This is a genomic window from Pseudomonas sp. LFM046 (assembly GCF_000949385.2).
Classification (GTDB): Bacteria; Pseudomonadota; Gammaproteobacteria; order Pseudomonadales; family Pseudomonadaceae; genus Metapseudomonas.
The window spans coordinates 2,668,911-2,685,761 of sequence record NZ_JYKO02000001.1 but is presented as its reverse complement, the minus strand read 5'-3'; the positions used below and the strand labels follow the sequence as shown (position 1 = coordinate 2,685,761).

Annotated in this window: 15 protein-coding genes; 12 read left to right on the top strand and 3 right to left on the bottom strand. The window is 59.9% G+C overall.

The annotated features are described in order from the left end of the window. Positions 1-308: 308 nt before the first annotated feature. From TQ98_RS28085 to TQ98_RS12385, 5 genes are all read left to right on the top strand, one after another. Positions 309-1,025 carry a potassium transporter TrkG gene (locus TQ98_RS28085; protein WP_242443102.1) on the top strand — a complete coding sequence of 239 codons (717 nt, stop codon included), beginning with the start codon at positions 309-311 and terminating at the stop codon, positions 1,023-1,025. After that, positions 943-1,770, top strand: a complete 828-nt coding sequence (locus TQ98_RS28080; RefSeq protein ID WP_242443100.1) for a potassium transporter TrkG — start codon at positions 943-945, stop codon at positions 1,768-1,770. Before TQ98_RS28085 ends, TQ98_RS28080 begins: the two co-directional genes overlap by 83 nt. A 744-nt stretch (positions 1,771-2,514) precedes the next feature. Next, entirely contained in the window at positions 2,515-2,913 is a 399-nt protein-coding gene (locus TQ98_RS12395) for a potassium-transporting ATPase subunit KdpA (RefSeq protein ID WP_044872703.1), read from the top strand. Next, positions 2,910-4,988, top strand: a complete 2,079-nt coding sequence (gene kdpB / locus TQ98_RS12390) for a potassium-transporting ATPase subunit KdpB (protein WP_044872704.1) — start codon at positions 2,910-2,912, stop codon at positions 4,986-4,988. The genes TQ98_RS12395 and kdpB overlap by 4 nt, the downstream gene beginning before the upstream one ends. 10 nt (positions 4,989-4,998) lie before the next feature. Beyond that, a complete protein-coding gene (locus TQ98_RS12385) occupies positions 4,999-5,235 on the top strand; it encodes a potassium-transporting ATPase subunit C (RefSeq protein WP_044872974.1) in 237 nt (78 codons plus the stop codon). A gap of 339 nt (positions 5,236-5,574) precedes the next feature. Here the strand turns inward: TQ98_RS12385 and dsbG are convergent, their stop codons facing one another. Beyond that, on the bottom strand, positions 5,575-6,342 hold the full coding sequence (gene dsbG, locus TQ98_RS12380; RefSeq protein ID WP_044872705.1) for a thiol:disulfide interchange protein DsbG: 768 nt from the start codon (positions 6,340-6,342) through the stop codon (positions 5,575-5,577). A 219-nt stretch (positions 6,343-6,561) separates the two neighbouring features. Beyond that, entirely contained in the window at positions 6,562-7,389 is an 828-nt protein-coding gene (locus TQ98_RS12375) for a universal stress protein (RefSeq protein WP_044872706.1), read from the bottom strand. A gap of 291 nt (positions 7,390-7,680) precedes the next feature. On the opposite strand from TQ98_RS12375, the gene TQ98_RS12370 reads away from it, so the two are divergent. Beyond that, positions 7,681-7,926 (top strand): hypothetical protein, encoded by a 246-nt coding sequence (locus TQ98_RS12370; protein WP_082073231.1) that lies wholly within the window; start codon positions 7,681-7,683, stop codon positions 7,924-7,926. A 136-nt stretch (positions 7,927-8,062) separates the two neighbouring features. Here TQ98_RS12370 and TQ98_RS12365 read toward each other — a convergent pair whose 3' ends face one another. Continuing rightward, positions 8,063-8,542, bottom strand: a complete 480-nt coding sequence (locus TQ98_RS12365) for a MarR family transcriptional regulator (protein WP_044872708.1) — start codon at positions 8,540-8,542, stop codon at positions 8,063-8,065. Positions 8,543-8,680: 138 nt separating this feature from the next. On the opposite strand from TQ98_RS12365, the gene TQ98_RS12360 reads away from it, so the two are divergent. The 6 genes from TQ98_RS12360 (at position 8,681) to TQ98_RS12335 (ending at position 16,839) form a co-directional block, all read left to right on the top strand. Continuing rightward, complete coding sequence (locus tag TQ98_RS12360) at positions 8,681-10,450, top strand: N-acetylglutaminylglutamine amidotransferase (protein WP_044872709.1); 1,770 nt, start codon at positions 8,681-8,683, stop codon at positions 10,448-10,450. A gap of 6 nt (positions 10,451-10,456) precedes the next feature. Next, entirely contained in the window at positions 10,457-12,193 is a 1,737-nt protein-coding gene (gene ngg / locus TQ98_RS12355; protein WP_044872710.1) for an N-acetylglutaminylglutamine synthetase, read from the top strand. A gap of 454 nt (positions 12,194-12,647) precedes the next feature. Then, complete coding sequence (gene dctP, locus TQ98_RS12350) at positions 12,648-13,643, top strand: C4-dicarboxylate TRAP substrate-binding protein DctP (protein ID WP_044872711.1); 996 nt, start codon at positions 12,648-12,650, stop codon at positions 13,641-13,643. Positions 13,644-13,714: 71 nt separating this feature from the next. Further along, the gene (locus TQ98_RS12345; protein WP_044872712.1) at positions 13,715-14,362 is read left to right on the top strand and encodes a TRAP transporter small permease; all 648 of its coding nucleotides are present in this window, start codon (positions 13,715-13,717) and stop codon (positions 14,360-14,362) included. Continuing rightward, the gene (gene dctM / locus TQ98_RS12340; protein WP_044872713.1) at positions 14,359-15,642 is read left to right on the top strand and encodes a C4-dicarboxylate TRAP transporter large permease protein DctM; all 1,284 of its coding nucleotides are present in this window, start codon (positions 14,359-14,361) and stop codon (positions 15,640-15,642) included. The genes TQ98_RS12345 and dctM overlap by 4 nt, the downstream gene beginning before the upstream one ends. A 243-nt stretch (positions 15,643-15,885) precedes the next feature. Next, positions 15,886-16,839 (top strand): TAXI family TRAP transporter solute-binding subunit, encoded by a 954-nt coding sequence (locus TQ98_RS12335; protein WP_044872714.1) that lies wholly within the window; start codon positions 15,886-15,888, stop codon positions 16,837-16,839. Positions 16,840-16,851 lie beyond the last annotated feature (12 nt).

Genomic DNA, 16,851 nt, shown 5'->3' with positions numbered 1-16,851 from the left:
CGAGTCAAGGACATCGAGTCGCACCGCGCACGGATGACATCGCGGGCGTCCGAGACGCGGTTTGAATTCGCTCCGACGATAACCCCGGCGCTTCAATACGATTTGTAAGAAACCATTAGAGCGCCACCGCCAAGGCTATTCGTTATATCGGTAGCACGCTGGACTCGTACACGTTTCCCCAAGGAATGTAACGCAGGCCCAAGCCGTTCGAGTTGTGAAAATTTACGCATTCTTTACGGCGAACAGAGATCGTCAGTAACGCGTCGGGGTTAGCATGCTGGCCCCGAATCAGAGGTTCGAGTCAATAAATGCAGAAAAGCTCTCGACTCAATACAATCTTGCATCTCTGCAGCTTTCTGGTTGTTTTGTACAGCCTGTCGATGCCAGTGCCCGCCGTCATCGGATTAACTTTCGGTGAAAAGCAACTCACCTCATTCTTTGCGACCTTTGCTATTTCCTTTTCAATTGGCATGGCCGGCTGGATTCTGACTAAAGGTGGCGAGAAGGCCCTCAAGACGAAGGATGGGTTTGTGGTGGCGGTGCTGTTTTGGGTAATTTTTTCCGTCATCAGCACCATGCCCCTGTATTTTGACAGCCGCCTTAACCTTTCCTTGGCGGATGCTGCGTTTGAAGGAGTATCTGGCATCACAACGACTGGTGCATCGGTACTTAATGACATAGACAACCTGCCCAAGTCGGTCCTCTATTATCGTGCGCAGCTAAACTTCTTGGGCGGTCTTGGCATTATTGTTCTGGCGGTGGCGATCATGCCTTTCTTGGGCATTGGTGGCGCTAAGCTCTATCAGTCCGAAATGCCTGGTCCATTGAAGGAAGAAAAACTAACGCCGCGGCTGGCGGATACCGCCAAGAATTTGTGGGCGATTTATGTCAGCTTGGCGTTGGCGTGTGCAATATCTTATTTCCTGGCAGGGATGAACTGGTTTGACGCGCTATGCCATGGCCTTTCGACGGTTTCGTTGGGGGGGCTTCTCTACTCACGGAAGCAGTTTAGGGTACTACAATAGCACCCCGATAGAGTTGGTGGGGGGCTTCTTCTCCATATTGGCTGCCATCAATTTTTCTCTGTATTTCTTTGCGATTACCCGGCGCAGCTTGTTGCCGATTCTTAGCAATCCGGAATTCAGATTCTTTCTGGTGATTCTGTCTCTGGTGGTGTTCGCCACCTGCATTGAGTTATATCGAACGGAAACGTTTGGGTTTCAAGATTCCCTGGTGCACGGTTTCTTTCAGGCTACGTCGGTGATGAGCGACAACGGCTTGGGAGCCGCCAATTATCCGTCTTGGCCCCCGCATGTGGTACTGCTCCTATTGGGAGCCAGTTTTTTTGGCGGTTGCGTTGGGTCGACGTGTGGCGGGATCAAGGCCATGCGCTTTCTTTTGCTGTACCGTCAGGGCACTCAAGAGATCAAGCAACTCATCCACCCCAATGCGGTTTTTGCGACGAAGGTGGGCGGTTATTCGGTTCCCGATAGAGTTATTCGCTCGATATGGGGGCTGTTTTTCTTATATATCTTCTTTGCGTGTATTTTTGTCTGGGGGTTGGTCGCGATTGGGCATGATCTGGTCACCGCTTTCGGCACGGTGGCAGCCTGTATAAACAACATGGGCATTGGCTATGGTGAGACGTCTGGAAGTTTCGGTACGCTCAAGGAGCCCGCGAAGTGGTTGATGTGTCTTGCGATGATTTTTGGTCGCTTGGAGATATTTCCGATATTGATCGTGTGCTCTAGGGCATTTTGGAGATTTTGACATGAGGAAATATGCTCTCTGCAGCCACTACTTCTTGCCCCAGTTCAGCATCTCGACTGCCTAATGACACAGACTCAACCAATCTGAGTAGTTGGTTTGCTGGAAAAACTGGTCTAATCGACTACACTTAAATCGTCCTCGCAAGAGGACGAAATGGAAGGCCGCCATGGCTTCCGTGGGGAGGCCGTGGAGGCTTTCCTTTTTTATTGCGCCAAGATCCAGTTCAACTGGTGCTCCCGTGGGTGCGGCCATAACCGGGCCGTTCCGCCAGTTGGGCAAGGGAGTTCACCGCGTAAGCCCCTCGCCAGGCGGCGGCATCCAAGTTCCGCGGCCCGAGCGGCCGACTGAGAACAGGTCGGGACCATACAGCGGCAGTCGAAGGTGCCAGGACGGGGGAGCACTGCTGCTAGCCGGCACTTCAAGGCCTTGAGGAATGGCACTTTCCTGGGAACTTTGGACGGTCAACTGAACTTCGCTTGATACCGTGATCAGGCCTGCTGACGTGGCTTAATTAGACTGGTCATCCGTGCAGGTGGGCACTTGGGCAACGCTCGTATCGGCGTACTTTTCATTTTTTTTATACCAGTACCCACAACTTTTTCAGCATTTTTATAGGCGGCTCCCTAGGATGGTAATGGTCATGGGAGGGCTACTGAGACGTCGCATACTTCATTCTGATTGTCGTGAGTTTCGCCACGATAGTCGGTCTAGCGTTGGCTGCTCAGCCCTGAAGTGGAGGCGACTATGACCGGCCTTTATGTCTTCGGCGCACTGGTGGCCGCGTTCCTACGGGGGCTCCTCGCTGCCGCTCTACTGGTGCGATACGGTCCGGTCATCGCCGCAACTGCGGATACAGGCCGCATCGACGTCGCCACCCCCGGCAGTCACGGGTACTCGGAAATCCGCTATCTCTTCAGCTCGGCCGCTAACAACAACGGCAATACCTTGGCCGCTCTCTCAGCCGAGACGCCGTTCTATAACAGTGTCCTTGGTCTGGCCACCTGGTTCGGCCGCTTTGGCGTCATTGTCCCAATACTGGCGATTGCCGGCAGTCTGGCGGCGAAGAAACGTCCGGCTCCCACCGCAGGGACTATTCCGACCCATAGCATGCTGTTTGTCACGCCAAGTGAGCTGCAAAAATGACGCGGAAAACCTTCACGCCGTTCGTTTCCTCGCTGGTTCGGCCGGCAGCGATTGACGCACTGCGTAACCTTGACCCCCGGGTGCTTTGGCACAACCCGGTGATGTTCGTGGTCTATGCCGCCGCAATCGTCACCACCGGGCTGTGGGTGCAGGCGCTGAGCCGAGAGGGAGACGCCAGTGCCGGTTTCATTCTCACGGTTTCGTTCTGGCTCTGGTTCACCGTGCTATTCGCAAACTTCGCCGAAGCGCTTACCGAGGGCCGCAGCAAGGCACAAGCCGCGTTCTTGAAGGAATTAAAGAAGGAGACTTGGGCAAAAAGGCTGCGCGAACCCCGCTACGGCGCTGAGTGGCAGTTGGTTCATACCAGTGATCTACGCAGAGGCGATGTGGTGGTGGTTGAGGTGGGCGACCTGGCCAACTCACTGATCCCGGTCGATGGCGAGGTGATTGAAGGTGTCGCTTCGGTGGATGAATCGGCGATTACCGGTGAATCGGCACCGGTGATACGTGAAGCTGGGGGAGATTTCTCTGCTGTGACCGGTGGCACGCGGGTGATTTCGGACTGGATGGTGGTGCGTATCACCGCCAACCCTGGGGAAACCTTCATCGACCGCATGATCGCCATGGTGGAAAACGCCAAACGGCAGAAGACGCCGAACGAGGTCGCGCTGTCCATCTTGCTGGTGGCCCTGACCATGGTGTTTTACGGCGTGATCGTGAAGCTACTACCGTATTCATCGTTCATTGTGGCGGCCGCCGAATCAGGGACTCCGATAAGCCTCACGGTGCTGGTGGCGTTGCTCGTCTGTCTGATCCCGACCACCATCGCCAATTTGTTGTCGGCGGTAAGAGTGGCAGGTATGAGCGGCATGCGGCAGGCCAACGTCATCGCGACTTCGGGCCGCGCCGTTGAGGCCGCCGGCGACGTCGATGTGTTACTGCTGGACAAGACAGGCACCATCACCTCCGGTAACCGCCATGCCTCGGCCTTCCTGGCCGCTCCAGGGGTCAAGGAAGTGGAACTGGCGGATGCTGCGCAGCTCGCATCCCTGGCCGATGAAACCCCGGAAGGGCGCAGCATCGTGCGGCTGACCCAACAGCAGTTCGACCTGCGTCAACGGGATATCCACGCCCTGGACCCCCACTTCCTGCACTTTTCTGCCCATACCCGCATGAGTGGCGTCGATATGGGTGAACGCCAGGTACGCAAGGGCGCGGCCGAGGCGATTCGCGCTTATGTCGAATCTTTGGGGGGAACCTTTCCTCCCAGAGTCCTGGCCACGTTAGAAGAGGTCGCCCGGCGTGGTAGTACGCCATTGGTGGTTGCCGAGGGCACCCATGTGCTGGGCGTCATCGAGCTTAAGTACGTGGTCGAGGGCGGGATCAAGGAGCGTTTTGCCGAGCTGCGGCGGATGGGAGTCAAGACGGTGATGGTCACCGGCGATAAACATATGACTGCCGCGACCATTGCCGCCGAGGCAGGCGTCGACGACTTTCTCGCCGAGGCCACGCCCGACGACAAACTGGCACTGGTTCGTCGCCACCAGAGCGAAGGCCGATTGGTGGCGATGGCCGGCGACGGTGCCAAGGACGCGCCGGCCTTAGCCCAGGCTGATGTCGCGGTGGTGATGAACTCGGGCACCCAGGCGGCCAAGGAAGCCGGCAACATGGTTGATCTGGACAGCACTCCGACCAAGCTGATCGAGGTGGTCGAGACCGGCAAACAGATGCGGATGGCCCGTGGTTCGCTCACCCTGTTCGCGATCGCCAACGATATCGCCAAGTATTTCGCCGTCATCCCGGCGGCCTTCGTCACCACTTACCCGGAACTGGGCGCGCTCAATGTCATGGGCCTGGCCAGCCCGAACTCGGCGATTCTCTCGACAGTGATCTTCAACGCGCTGATCATCGTGTTCCTGATCCCCCTTGCGCTGAAGGGCCTGCGCTATCGCCCGGTCGGTGTCGCGTCACTGCTACCGCGCAACTTGCTGATCTATGGTCTAGGCGGTGTGATGGTGCCGTTCATTGGCATCAAGCTGATCGACATAGCGTTGTCAGTCGTTGGCCTGGCCTGAGCCGCTCGCCATGGTTTCCATCCTCCGTCCCCGTCCCGCACGGCAGCGGCTTAGCCTCTTGTCGTTGCTCACCGGAGTGGCGTACCCGCACACCACAGGTGTCGCGCAGGCGCTGTCTCACCACCGGGCGGCCGGCGGCCTGATGTTCAGGGATGGCGAGGCACTCGGCTCCGAACTGATCGGCCAGGCATTCAGCGACCCCCGCTACTTCTGGAGCCGACCCTCTGCTACGACGCCCAAGGCCTAAAACGCCAGCACCTCCGGAGGTTCCTACCTAGGGCCGATGCAGGTATTAGGAGACGCTATCGATCGCGGCTGGCCTGATAAATCTTTGCTTCCTGGCCTCACTGTGAGAACAGAGGGGCTTCCCCTGAATAGTCCGGGGCAGAACCGCTCGCGTGAAACAGCGGAGAGTGCGCATGCCACCAATACGCGGCCGTGGGGCGGGCCGATCAGGCCAGCGGTTACAGGCGCCGCCCGCACACCCAGTTTGGCGGCGCTCAATAGCGTCTGCTGTGTAAAGCAGTATGGGCAGTCCATCAGGCAAGCGAGTCGGCAAGATGCAAGAGTATCCATGTGCCGTAGATTACTGCCCCATGACCTCCGCCAGCCCCTTCCCCTGTGGCACCCCTTGCTGCATTTTCAAACGGCCGCGTGCATCCAGATAGAGAATTAACGGCGTCGACAAAGCGCCAAGTTCGCTCATCAGCGCTAGGTTGGCGTCGAGTTGCTTCTGGACCTCTGCAGGAATCCTTTTCAGCGGTTTCAGCGTACTGCCGGTGCCGGCCGTTTGATGCGCCTTAAGCGCCGCTTCCGGGTGTTTAGCAGTCAGCAGTGCGGCGGACTTGCCGGCGCTGTCGAGGCGCCGCATGCCGACGATGATATGGCGGACTTGTACCTCGCCAGATTCAACCCAGGGCCGCGCATGCTTCCAAAACCTGTTGCAAGAGAAGCAGTTCGGGTCGTTGAAGATGTAGACGATGCGCGGGGCATCGGCGCGGCCATCGGCGATCCAGGTACTGCTCCCCAGCCGCCCCCACATTTCCATGGTCAGCAACTCATACACCAGTTTGTCCAATGGTGCGCGAGTCAGGTCCTGTCCCTGGGCATCGTACAGAGTACCGATCAGAACATGCTTGTCATCTGCCGTGAGATAGAGCGCTATGCTCTTACCGCCGTAGCGGGCGGCGTAACCTCGCAGACCGCTTGGCGCGTCGAATGGGCCGATAATAGTCGCCCCACGGGCCTCCATTGCCTTTATTGGCGCGGGCAACTCCTGAGGTTGAATGACTGGCCCTGGCCAGACGAGTAAGCTCATTAGTGTCACCGATGAAAGCACGTCTCTGAATTTCATCACGGCTGGCTACTCTCCTCAGATCTTTCCGCGCACGAGCGGAACTCGTGCGGGACAGTTGGCCGAAAAGGCTGGCGATCGTCCGTTCGCCTCTGTTGCGACAGACCTGCGATGTATTCACTGCAACCTGGTGCATCTCGCCATGGGCAAGCGCGTTAAACACATCAGTGCGCGGCGAAGGCTTAGTAGCCGTCGCGAGAGCTAATGCGCTATCCGATGTCAGCGCACTATGAGAAGTGGTACTGATGCGGTTCGCAGCATGGTGTTTGTCGTGCTTCCGATCAGCAGTTGGTGGATTCGCGAGTGCCCATACGCGCCCATGACCAGTAGGTCGATACCTTGCGTGACCTGATAGTCGTTCAAGGTCGGCTCGGTTTCGCCCGAAAGAACAGCCTTGGTAACGGTGAAGCCGCCGGACGTCAGCGTGGCGCACGCCGCATTTAGCCTAACCCTCATCACGGCAGTCGCTGTACCGACCATGACCAAATGAACCGGCAGACCGAGAAACAGCGAGTTGGTGGTCAACATCTCAACAGCCCTGCACGCCGGAGGACTGCCATCGAAGGCAATCATGAGGTTCTGGGGCACCGTGAACGTGCTGGGCGTCAGAAGAATGGGCCGGTGCAGCGTCCGCACGACCCTTTCTACGTGTTTGCCGACGTCAGTTCCCGGGCCCTCACCCTGCCTGCCCATAACCAGCAGTCGAATCTCAGCGTCCAATTCGCAAAGCGTGTCTGACAGCTCACCTATTCGCTGCCGCGTCTCAGGTTCGTCGATGCCACTGGACATGATGCGGGCCTTCGCCGCAGCCAGAATCATCTGACTTTGCGCTAGGCGTTCGTCTAGCGTCGCGTCCTCAACGTGCAATTGTTCGCGGTCAACCAGATCGGCGTCACCGCTGATATCCGCCGTTGTCCAATCCAGCAGACGGTCCAGCACATGCAGGAGCACCAGGGGTGCCCGCAGACGCGAGCTGGCCCACACGGCGTAGTCGCAGACCGCAGGGGTAGAACTGGAACCATCGATGCTAGCCACCACCTCCGACATCGTAGTTCTCCTCTGTAATGGCCCTCTCATCCTGGACAATATCGCATAGGCGATAAGGACTGATGAGCAGAACGCCCTACAAAGACGTTGCCTCAATCGCGGCACAATGCAATTGCTTGAGCTATTGTCTTGTCAGCTAACGGATTAGCACCCATTGAGCTCCGCAACAAGCCCGGCCTCGCGCCGGGTTTGCTGTTTTTCGGACAGTCCGTCAGTTCTTTCACCAGCCTGTGCCTTCTCGCTCCAATAGTGGGAAGTCGCCAATCGAGCAGCCAAACGCCGGAGGTCGCGATGAAGAGCCGAGACTTCCCAGGGCATGTCGCCTGGACCGAAACCCGCCTCAATGGTGACCATGCACTGGCATTTGTTGTGATCCAGCCAATCGCTGCCAATGCCGAGCCGCAATTCCATCTGGTTTACCATCAGTCGTATTTCATCCGTCGTTCCGACGCACTGGCAGCCGCTGAGGAAGCGCTGGGCCGATTGATGCGCATTGACGAACAAGGAAGGCCGGTATTCAGTCCGCAAGATTTTTGATTGTTTGGTGGTTGCAACACCGACGGTCCTGCCTGCAGCACACGGCGAAAGAAAGGCGAGTTACCGAGACAAGATCGACCATTCGCGCTGATCGACCTCATTTTGGTGAAAAGCCGAAGGAGGCGTCGCGGCAGGGCTACTCCTCTTCGTCGTCGTCCTCTGGTGTGTCAAATAGCTCCGCGGCTCGCAGCAGTGCGGCTAGCAAGGCATGACGTTCCCATTCGGCGAGCGCGGCAAATCGCGCCAATACATGCTCCGGCAGCAAAGCTGGGGCTGCGGCCAAGGCATCCGCCCCCATCTCGGTCAGCACCAGCCAGTGCTTGCGACGGTCACGCTCATCCCGTCGCCTGCTTAGGAGGCCTCGGCTCTCCAAGCGATCCAATACCCCTGATAGAGACGCTTGGGTCAGGCTGACCTCCCGGGCCAGGTGGCTGGCGGTCAGCTCGCCCTGTCCGGCCATGATGCGCAAGATCAATAACTGCAGTGGTGTCAGCCCACCGTATCGAGCCAGGCGTTTGGCATGCACTTCGGTGGCCTGCTGCAAACGTCGCAGACCTTTGAATACCGCGAGTGCGTAGGCATCCGCCAATACCCCTTCGTAGAGGCTCTCACTCATGGAATCGGCCCTTTAAATGGTTGTTTTGTCATGAAAAGCCTGCCCAATATACTTTGACCTGAAAGGATTTATCTGCTTAGGTAAAAAAAAGTACCCCGAGCAAACGCCTCATCCCCAACGGCAATCCGGTAAGGACTCATGTGCGGAATTTCTGGAGAATTACGTTTCGACAACAATCCGGCCGACCTCGCTGCGATTGAACGTATCACTCATCACATGAAGCCTCGCGGCCCTAATGGCTGCGGTTTTCACAGTCAGGGACCACTCGCGTTTGGCCACCGACGGCTGAAGATCATGGATCTGGCTGAAGCGTCCGGGCAGCCCATGCTGGACCCTCAGTTGGGACTGAGCATGGTATTTAATGGTTCCATCTATAACTATCCTGAGCTGCGTGTAGAACTGCAGCGCCTGGGCTACCGCTTTTTTTCCGACGGCGACACCGAGGTGCTGCTCAAGGCCTGGCACGCTTGGGGCAAAGACATGCTGCCCAGGCTCAATGGCATGTTTGCCCTAGCCATCTGGGAACGGGATACACAACGCCTGTTCCTTGCCCGCGACCGCCTCGGCATCAAGCCGCTGTACCTGACGCGCACCGACCAGCGCCTGCGTTTCGCTTCCAGCCTGCCGGCCTTGCTTCAGGGCGGCGACGTGGACACGACGCTGGATCCGGAAGCGCTCAACTTTTATCTCAACTTCCACGCCGTGGTCCCAGCGCCGCGCACCCTGGTCAAGGGAATCGAAAAGCTCCCCCCGGCCAGTTGGATGATGCTTGATGTCTTTGGCAACTGTGACTTTGGCTCGTGGTGGCAGTTGGAGTACGGGCCGCGCGAAGACGAACAACGACTCGGCCCGGAGGACTGGCGCGATTCATTGCTGGACAGTCTGCGCGACGCCGTTGACATACGCCAGCGCGCCGCCCGTGAGGTGGGCGTCCTGCTTTCCGGCGGGGTGGACTCCAGCCTGCTGGTGGGCTTGCTGGCGGAGTCCGGTATCGAACAACTTGCGACCTTCTCCATCGGCTTCGAGGATGCCGGCGGCGAGCGCGGCGACGAGTTTGAGTTCTCCGACCTGATCGTCAACCATTACGGCACCCGCCACCAGCAGCTGCGCATCGATGAGCACGAAGTGCTGGAGCAATTGCCTGCCGCCTTCGCCGCCATGAGCGAGCCCATGGTCAGTCACGACTGCATCGCCTTCTACCTGCTGTCCCGCGAGGTGTCCCGGCACTGCAAGGTGGTGCAGAGCGGCCAGGGTGCCGACGAACTCTTCGGCGGCTATCACTGGTACCCGCCGCTGGCCGACACCCGCGATCCGTTCAACAGCTACCGCACAGCCTTCTTCGACCGCGCCCACACCGAGTACGAGGCCACGGTGCAGCCGGGCTGGCTCACCGGCGACCTGGCCGGCGAATTCGTGCGCCAGCACTTCGAGCACCCCGGTGCCCTCGACCCGGTGGACAAGGCGCTGCGCCTGGACAGCACGGTGATGCTGGTGGACGACCCGGTGAAGCGGGTGGACAACATGACCATGGCCTGGGGCCTGGAGGCGCGGGTGCCGTTCCTCGACTACCGGGTGGCCGAGCTGTCGGCGCGGATTCCCTCGCGTTTCAAGCTCGGTGACGGTGGCAAGGCGGTGCTCAAGGCCGCCGCCCGCCAGGTCATTCCCCACCAGGTGATCGACCGGCCCAAGGGTTACTTCCCGGTGCCCGGTCTCAAGTACCTGGAAGGCCGCACCCGCGACTGGGTACGCGAACTCCTGCTGGACCCGAGCCAGGATCGCGGCCTGTTCCGGCCAGCCATGCTCGAACGCCTGCTGGCCAGTCCCACGGAAGACATCACCCCGCTCCGGGGCTCGAAGCTCTGGCAGATGGCCGCGCTCAATCTCTGGCTCCATCAACAGGGACTCTGAACAACAATGAAAGCCCATACCCTCCACAGTCAGCGCCTGCTGCGTGGCCAGGCACCGTCCTACCAGCGCCTGCTAGCGCGTCTAGCCGAAGGCCGACACGACCCACAAGAAGAACCCAAGGTCCTCCACTGTGGTTGGGGCCGCCTGCTGCTTGGCCACACCTTCGCAACCCCCAGCAGCCTTGCCCAGGAACTACTTTCCGAACAACCCGGCGAGCGCGACATCGCCCTCTACGTCGCCGCGCCCCAGCAGGTGCTGGCTCAGGCGCCACAGCAACTCTTCCTCGACCCATCCGACACCCTGCGTCTCTGGTTCACCGACTACCGTCCCGCACACCAGTCCTTCCGTGGTTTTCGCATCCGTCGCACTCTGGGCGACGCCGACTGGCAAGCGGTCAACCAGCTCTACCGTTGCCGCGGCATGCTCCCGGTGAATCAGGCCGCCATAACGCCCCACCATCAGGGCGGTCCGGTGTACTGGTTAGCCGAGGACGAGCGCAATGGCCAGGTAATCGGCGCGGTCATGGGCCTCAACCACCAGAAGTCTTTCGACGATCCGGACGGCGGCTCCAGCCTTTGGTGCCTGGCGGTTGACCCGCAATGCAGCCGCCCCGGCGTGGGTGAAGCTTTGGCACGTCACTTGATCGAACACTTCATGAGCCGCGGGCTCAACTACCTCGACCTCTCGGTGCTGCACGACAACCGCCAGGCCAAGGCGCTCTATTCCAAGCTGGGCTTTCGCGACTTGGCCACCTTTGCGGTGAAGAACAAGAACAGCATCAACCAGACCCTATTTATCGGTCCCGGCCCCGAAGAGAAACTTAATCCCTATGCCCGCATCATCGTCGACGAAGCCCTGCGCCGCGGTATCGGCGTCCAGGTGGATGACGCGGAGGGTGGGCTCTTCAGCCTCAGTCTGGGCGGCCGCCACATCCGCTGCCGGGAGTCGCTGTCCGACCTCACCAGCGCGGTGAGCATGACCCTCTGCCAGGACAAGCAGCTGACCCACCGAGCGCTGGCCCGCGTCGGCATCAGGCAGCCCGAGCAGCGCCCGGCCGGCACGGACGATGACAACGCCGCCTTCCTCGTCGAGCATGGCAGCTTGGTGGTCAAGCCGGTAAACGGTGAACAGGGCCAGGGCGTGGCGGTGGACCTGCGCAGCCTGGACGAGGTGAAGACCGCCATCGCCACGGCCGAGCACTTCGACAGCCGCGTGATTCTGGAAAGTTGCCACCAGGGCTTCGACTTGCGGGTTGTGGTGATCAACTATGAAGTGGTGGCCGCCGCTATCCGGCGTCCGGCGGAAGTGGTCGGCGACGGCCAGCGCACCCTGCTCCAGCTGATTGAGCGCCAGAGCCGCCGACGCCAGGCCGCGACCCAGGGCGAAAGCCGCATCCCCATCGACGGCGAGACCGAGCGTACGCTGCGCGCCGCCGGCTACGGCTATGACGATGTGTTGCCCTCCGGCACCCGCCTGGCCGTGCGCCGCACTGCCAACCTGCACACCGGCGGTACCCTGGAAGACGTCACCGCGACCCTCCACCCGGCCCTGGCCGAGGCCTCTATCCTCGCCGCGCGTACCCTGGAAATCCCGGTAGTGGGCCTGGACCTGCTGGTGCCCGCTGCCGACCAGCCGGATTACGTGCTGATCGAAGCCAACGAACGGGTCGGCCTGGCTAACCACCAGCCACAGCCCACGGCAGAGCGCTTCATCGACCTCCTGTTTCCCTTTAGCAGGACGTAACGGAGCAATGTCAATAAGGACAGGGGTTTCAACTCAGAGCATCGTCACAGCTGGCTGAGAGGCAAAGGTCTACGCGGCACGTGACTGCGGCTTGGCTCCTTCGGCGAGGCTTCCTCCTGCACGTTGACTTTTGGCTAAAAATTTTTGGAAATGAAGAATCGACGAACCTGGCGGAACTTCGCCACCTTCCATCCGAAAGCCGGCGGACATCCGCCATCTTTTCCGAGCAGTGAATAGCCACGATCACCCTTCCTCTCGCGGAAGTTCTAATCTTCAGCGCACTGGCACGGTGCTTGCCATCTGTCCACCAAGCGTAACAACAAGAACAAGCCAGGCTGCATTTGCACGATCCACCCGCGCAATTCGCGGTTGCCCCCTAGACTTCTTCTTGTTGCTTCGCTCGGGCCGACGTTGCCTGCCCGAGTCCGACCAAGAACAACAAGAGGACGCATCAATGTTCAAACCTGCACTGAAAGCACTCGCCTGTGCCCTCGCGCTGGGCATCGGCGGCCTGGCCCAGGCCGCTGATCCTATCGTGATCAAGTTCTCCCACGTGGTGGCGGAGCACACGCCCAAGGGCCAGGGCGCCTTGCTGTTCAAGAAGCTCGCGGAAGAACGCCTGCCCGGTAAGGTGAAGGTCGAGGTCTACCCTAACTCTTCACTGTTCGGCGACGGCAAGGAAATGGAGGCCCTGTTGCTGGGCGATGTGCAGCTCATCGCGCCGTCCCTGGCCAAGTTCGAGCAGTACACCAAACAAGTGCAGTTGTTCGACCTGCCTTTCCTGTTCAACGACATCCAAGCAGTGGACCGCTTCCAGCACAGCCCGGAAGGCCAGTCCCTGCTCAAGTCCATGGAGAGTAAGAACATCACTGGCCTGGGCTATTGGCACAATGGGATGAAGCAGCTCTCGGCCAACAAGCCCTTGCGTGAACCCAAGGACGCCCGTGGCCTGAAGTTCCGCGTGCAGGCCTCGGCCGTGCTCGAGGAGCAGTTCAAGGCCGTGCGTGCCAACCCACGCAAGATGAGCTTTGCAGAGGTGTACCAAGGGCTGCAGACCGGCGTGGTAAACGGTGCCGAGAATCCCTGGTCGAACATCTACTCACAGAAGATGCACGAGGTGCAGAAGTACATCACCGAATCCAACCACGGCGTCCTCGACTACATGCTGATCACCAACACCAAGTTCTGGAACGGTCTGCCGCCTGATGTGCGCTCCGAGTTGGAAAAGATCACGGTGGAAGTGACCAACGAAGTGAACAAGCAGGCAGACGCGCTGAACCAGGGCGACAAGCAGCGCATCATCGAGGCCAAGACCAGCGAAATCATCGAGCTGACTCCCGAGCAGCGCAATGAGTGGCGTGAAGCCATGAAACCGGTGTGGAAGAAGTTCGAAGGCGAGATCGGCCCTGACCTGATCAAGGCTGCTGAAGCCGCGAACCAGGCTCAGTAAGACGCCAGCCAGGGTGGCGGATTTTCGCCTCCCTGGCTCTACGACGCTTCTGCCATCGGGAGATGCCATCCATGAACGCCCTGCGGCGCGTCTGGGACCACTTCGAGGAAGGCTTCATCGCCTTCCTCCTGGCGGCGATGACGCTGGTGACCTTCGTTTACGTCATCCTCAACAACCTCTACACCCTGTTCTACAACCTGGCCGATCGTTGGGAGGCTGCCAGCGCCACGCTGTTCGCCATTGGCGATGCCATCCTCGCCATGGCTCAGGCCATGACCTGGAGCAATTCCCTGACCAAGGCTCTGTTCGCCTGGCTGATTTTCTTCGGTCTGGCCTATGGCGTGCGTACCGCCGGCCACATTGGCGTCGACGCGCTGGTCAAGCTGGCCCCGCGCCACATCCAGCGCATCATCGGGGTCATCGCCTGCCTGTGTAGCCTGGGCTATGCCGGCCTGATGGCCGTGGCCAGCTTCGAGTGGACCCAGACCCTCTTCACCGCCGCCATCGGTGCCGAGGACCTCGGTCACTACGGCGTGCAGCAATGGCATATCGGCCTGATCCTGCCGTTGGGCTTCAGCCTGGTGTTCATCCGTTTCGCCGAGATTTTGGTGCGCATCCTCAAGGGTCAGCAGACCGGCCTGGGCCTCGCCGATGAGGCTGCCGAGGTGCTGAAACTCACCGAACACGACGAGCCACAGCACAAGGAAGACGCGAAATGACCGTCCTGTTCCTTTTCTTCCTGCTGTTCCTGCTAATGTTCATCGGCGTGCCTATCGCCATCTCCCTGGGCTTGGCGGGTTCCATGACCATCATCCTGTTCAGCCCGGACTCGGTACGCTCCCTGGCGATCAAGCTGTTCGAGACCTCCGAACACTACACCCTACTGGCGATCCCGTTCTTCTTGCTGGCGGGCGCCTTCATGACCACCGGCGGCGTCGCCCGCCGCCTGATCGATTTCGCCAACGCCTGCGTCGGCCACATTCGTGGCGGACTGGCGATTGCCGCGGTACTGGCCTGCATGCTCTTCGCTGCGCTGTCCGGCTCCAGCCCGGCCACGGTGGCCGCCGTTGGCTCCATCGCCATCGCCGGCATGGTCCGCTCCGGCTACCCGCAGGCGTTCGGCGCTGGCATCGTCTGCAATGCCGGCACCCTGGGCATCCTGATCCCGCCTTCGATCGTCATGGTGGTCTACGCCGCCGCGACCGAAACCTCGGTGGGCAAGTTGTTCATGGCCGGGGTGGTCCCGGGGATCATGCTGGGTGTGGTGCTGATGGTGGCGATCTATGCGATCGCCGTTAAGAAAAATCTGCCCTCTCTGCCCCGGGCCACCTTCCTCGAATGGCTTACGGCCGGACGCAAGGCCATCTGGGGCCTTCTGCTGATGCTGATCATCCTCGGCGGTATCTACTCCGGCATGTTCACACCCACAGAAGCCGCAGCGGTGGCCGCAGTGTATTCGGCCTTCATCGCCTTGTTCGTCTACAAGGACATGAAGCTCAGCGAAGCGCCCAAGGTGCTGCTGGAGTCTGGCAAGTTGTCGATCATGCTGATGTTCATCATCGCCAACGCCATGCTCTTCGCCCATGTGCTGACTACCGAACAGCTGCCGCAACAGATCACCGCCTGGGTGATCAACGCCGGGCTGACTCCGGTGACCTTCCTGCTGGTGGTGAACATCGTGCTGCTGATCGCCGGTGCCTTCATGGAGCCTTCGGCGATCATCCTGATCCTGGCACCGATCCTGTTCCCCATCGCCATGAAGCTGGGCATCGACCCCATCCATCTCGGCATCATCATGGTGGTCAACCTGGAGATTGGGTTGGTGACCCCGCCGGTGGGGCTCAACTTGTTCGTCACGTCGGCCGTGACCGGAATGCCATTGACGTCGACCATCCGCGCCGCGATGCCTTGGCTGATGATCCTGCTGGCCTTCCTCGTCCTGGTCACCTACGTGCCCTGGATATCCCTCGCATTACCCAATTGGTTGGGTATGAGCTGATCCCTTGCGCGTCTCCCCCGTGATGTGTTTCAGCCCGGCCTTGTGCCGGGCTTTCTTTTGACTGGAGGACGCAACCGGCGGAAACCCGCTGTTAGCGAGGATGAGAGGCAGGCCGCAGGCCGAAGCGGCGCACCTGAGTCCAACCGATCTTTTTGGACTTTCGGCTAAAAAATTGGGCGGCTCGCGCCTGGCCGTTCTAGGTTTAGTCTTTCAGGCAGAAGAACAAGAACTGGAGACCGAATCATGATTCAAAGCATCCGCCTGGCGCTGGCAGGCGCCGCTTTCCTCGCCGTCGGCGCCACTGCTCAAGCAGCGCCGATCTTCATCAACATCCTCACCGGCGGTACCAGCGGTGTTTACTACCCCGTAGGCGTCGGCCTGTCGCAGATCTATAGTCACGGCATCGAGGACAGCAAGACCTCGGTGCAGGCCACAAAAGCCTCGGTGGAAAATCTCAACCTGCTGCAGGCGGGCCGTGGCGAGCTGGCTTTTGCCCTGGGCGATTCGGTGGCTGATGCCTGGAACGGCGACGCTGAGGCCGGTTTCTTGAATCCATTGACGAAATTGAGGGTTATCGCCAGTACCTATCCGAACTACATCCAGATCGTCGCGAGCAAGGACTCCGGCATCCGCTCGCTGGCCGACCTCAGGGGCAAACGTATCTCGGTGGGCGCGCCCAAGTCCGGCACTGAGCTTAACAGTCGTGCCATTTTCAAGGCCGCCGGCCTGACCTACCAGGACATGGGCAAGGTCGAATACCTGCCCTTCGCCGAGTCCGTGGAATTGATCAAGAACCGTCAGCTTGACGCCACTCTGCAGTCCTCGGGCCTGGGGCAAGCATCGATCCGCGACCTGGCGGCGACCCTTCCAGTGGTCTTCGTCCCGATTCCCGCCGAGGTTGTGGCGAAAATTGGCAACAACGCCTACCAGAGCGCCGCCATCCCGGCCGGGACCTATGACGGTCAGGACGTTGACGTCCCCACTGCAGTCATCACCAACATCCTGGTGACCCGCGAGAGTGTAAGCGACGATCTGGCCTATCAGATGACTAAACTGCTGTTCGAAAACCTGCCACGCCTGGTCACCGCCCACGCTGCTGCCAAGGACATCAAGCTGGAAAGCGCGGCGATGAACCTACCAATTCCTCTGCACCCAGGCGCCGAGCGATTCTATAGGGAGAAAGGTCTGCTTCCCTGACCGAAGGGCCTG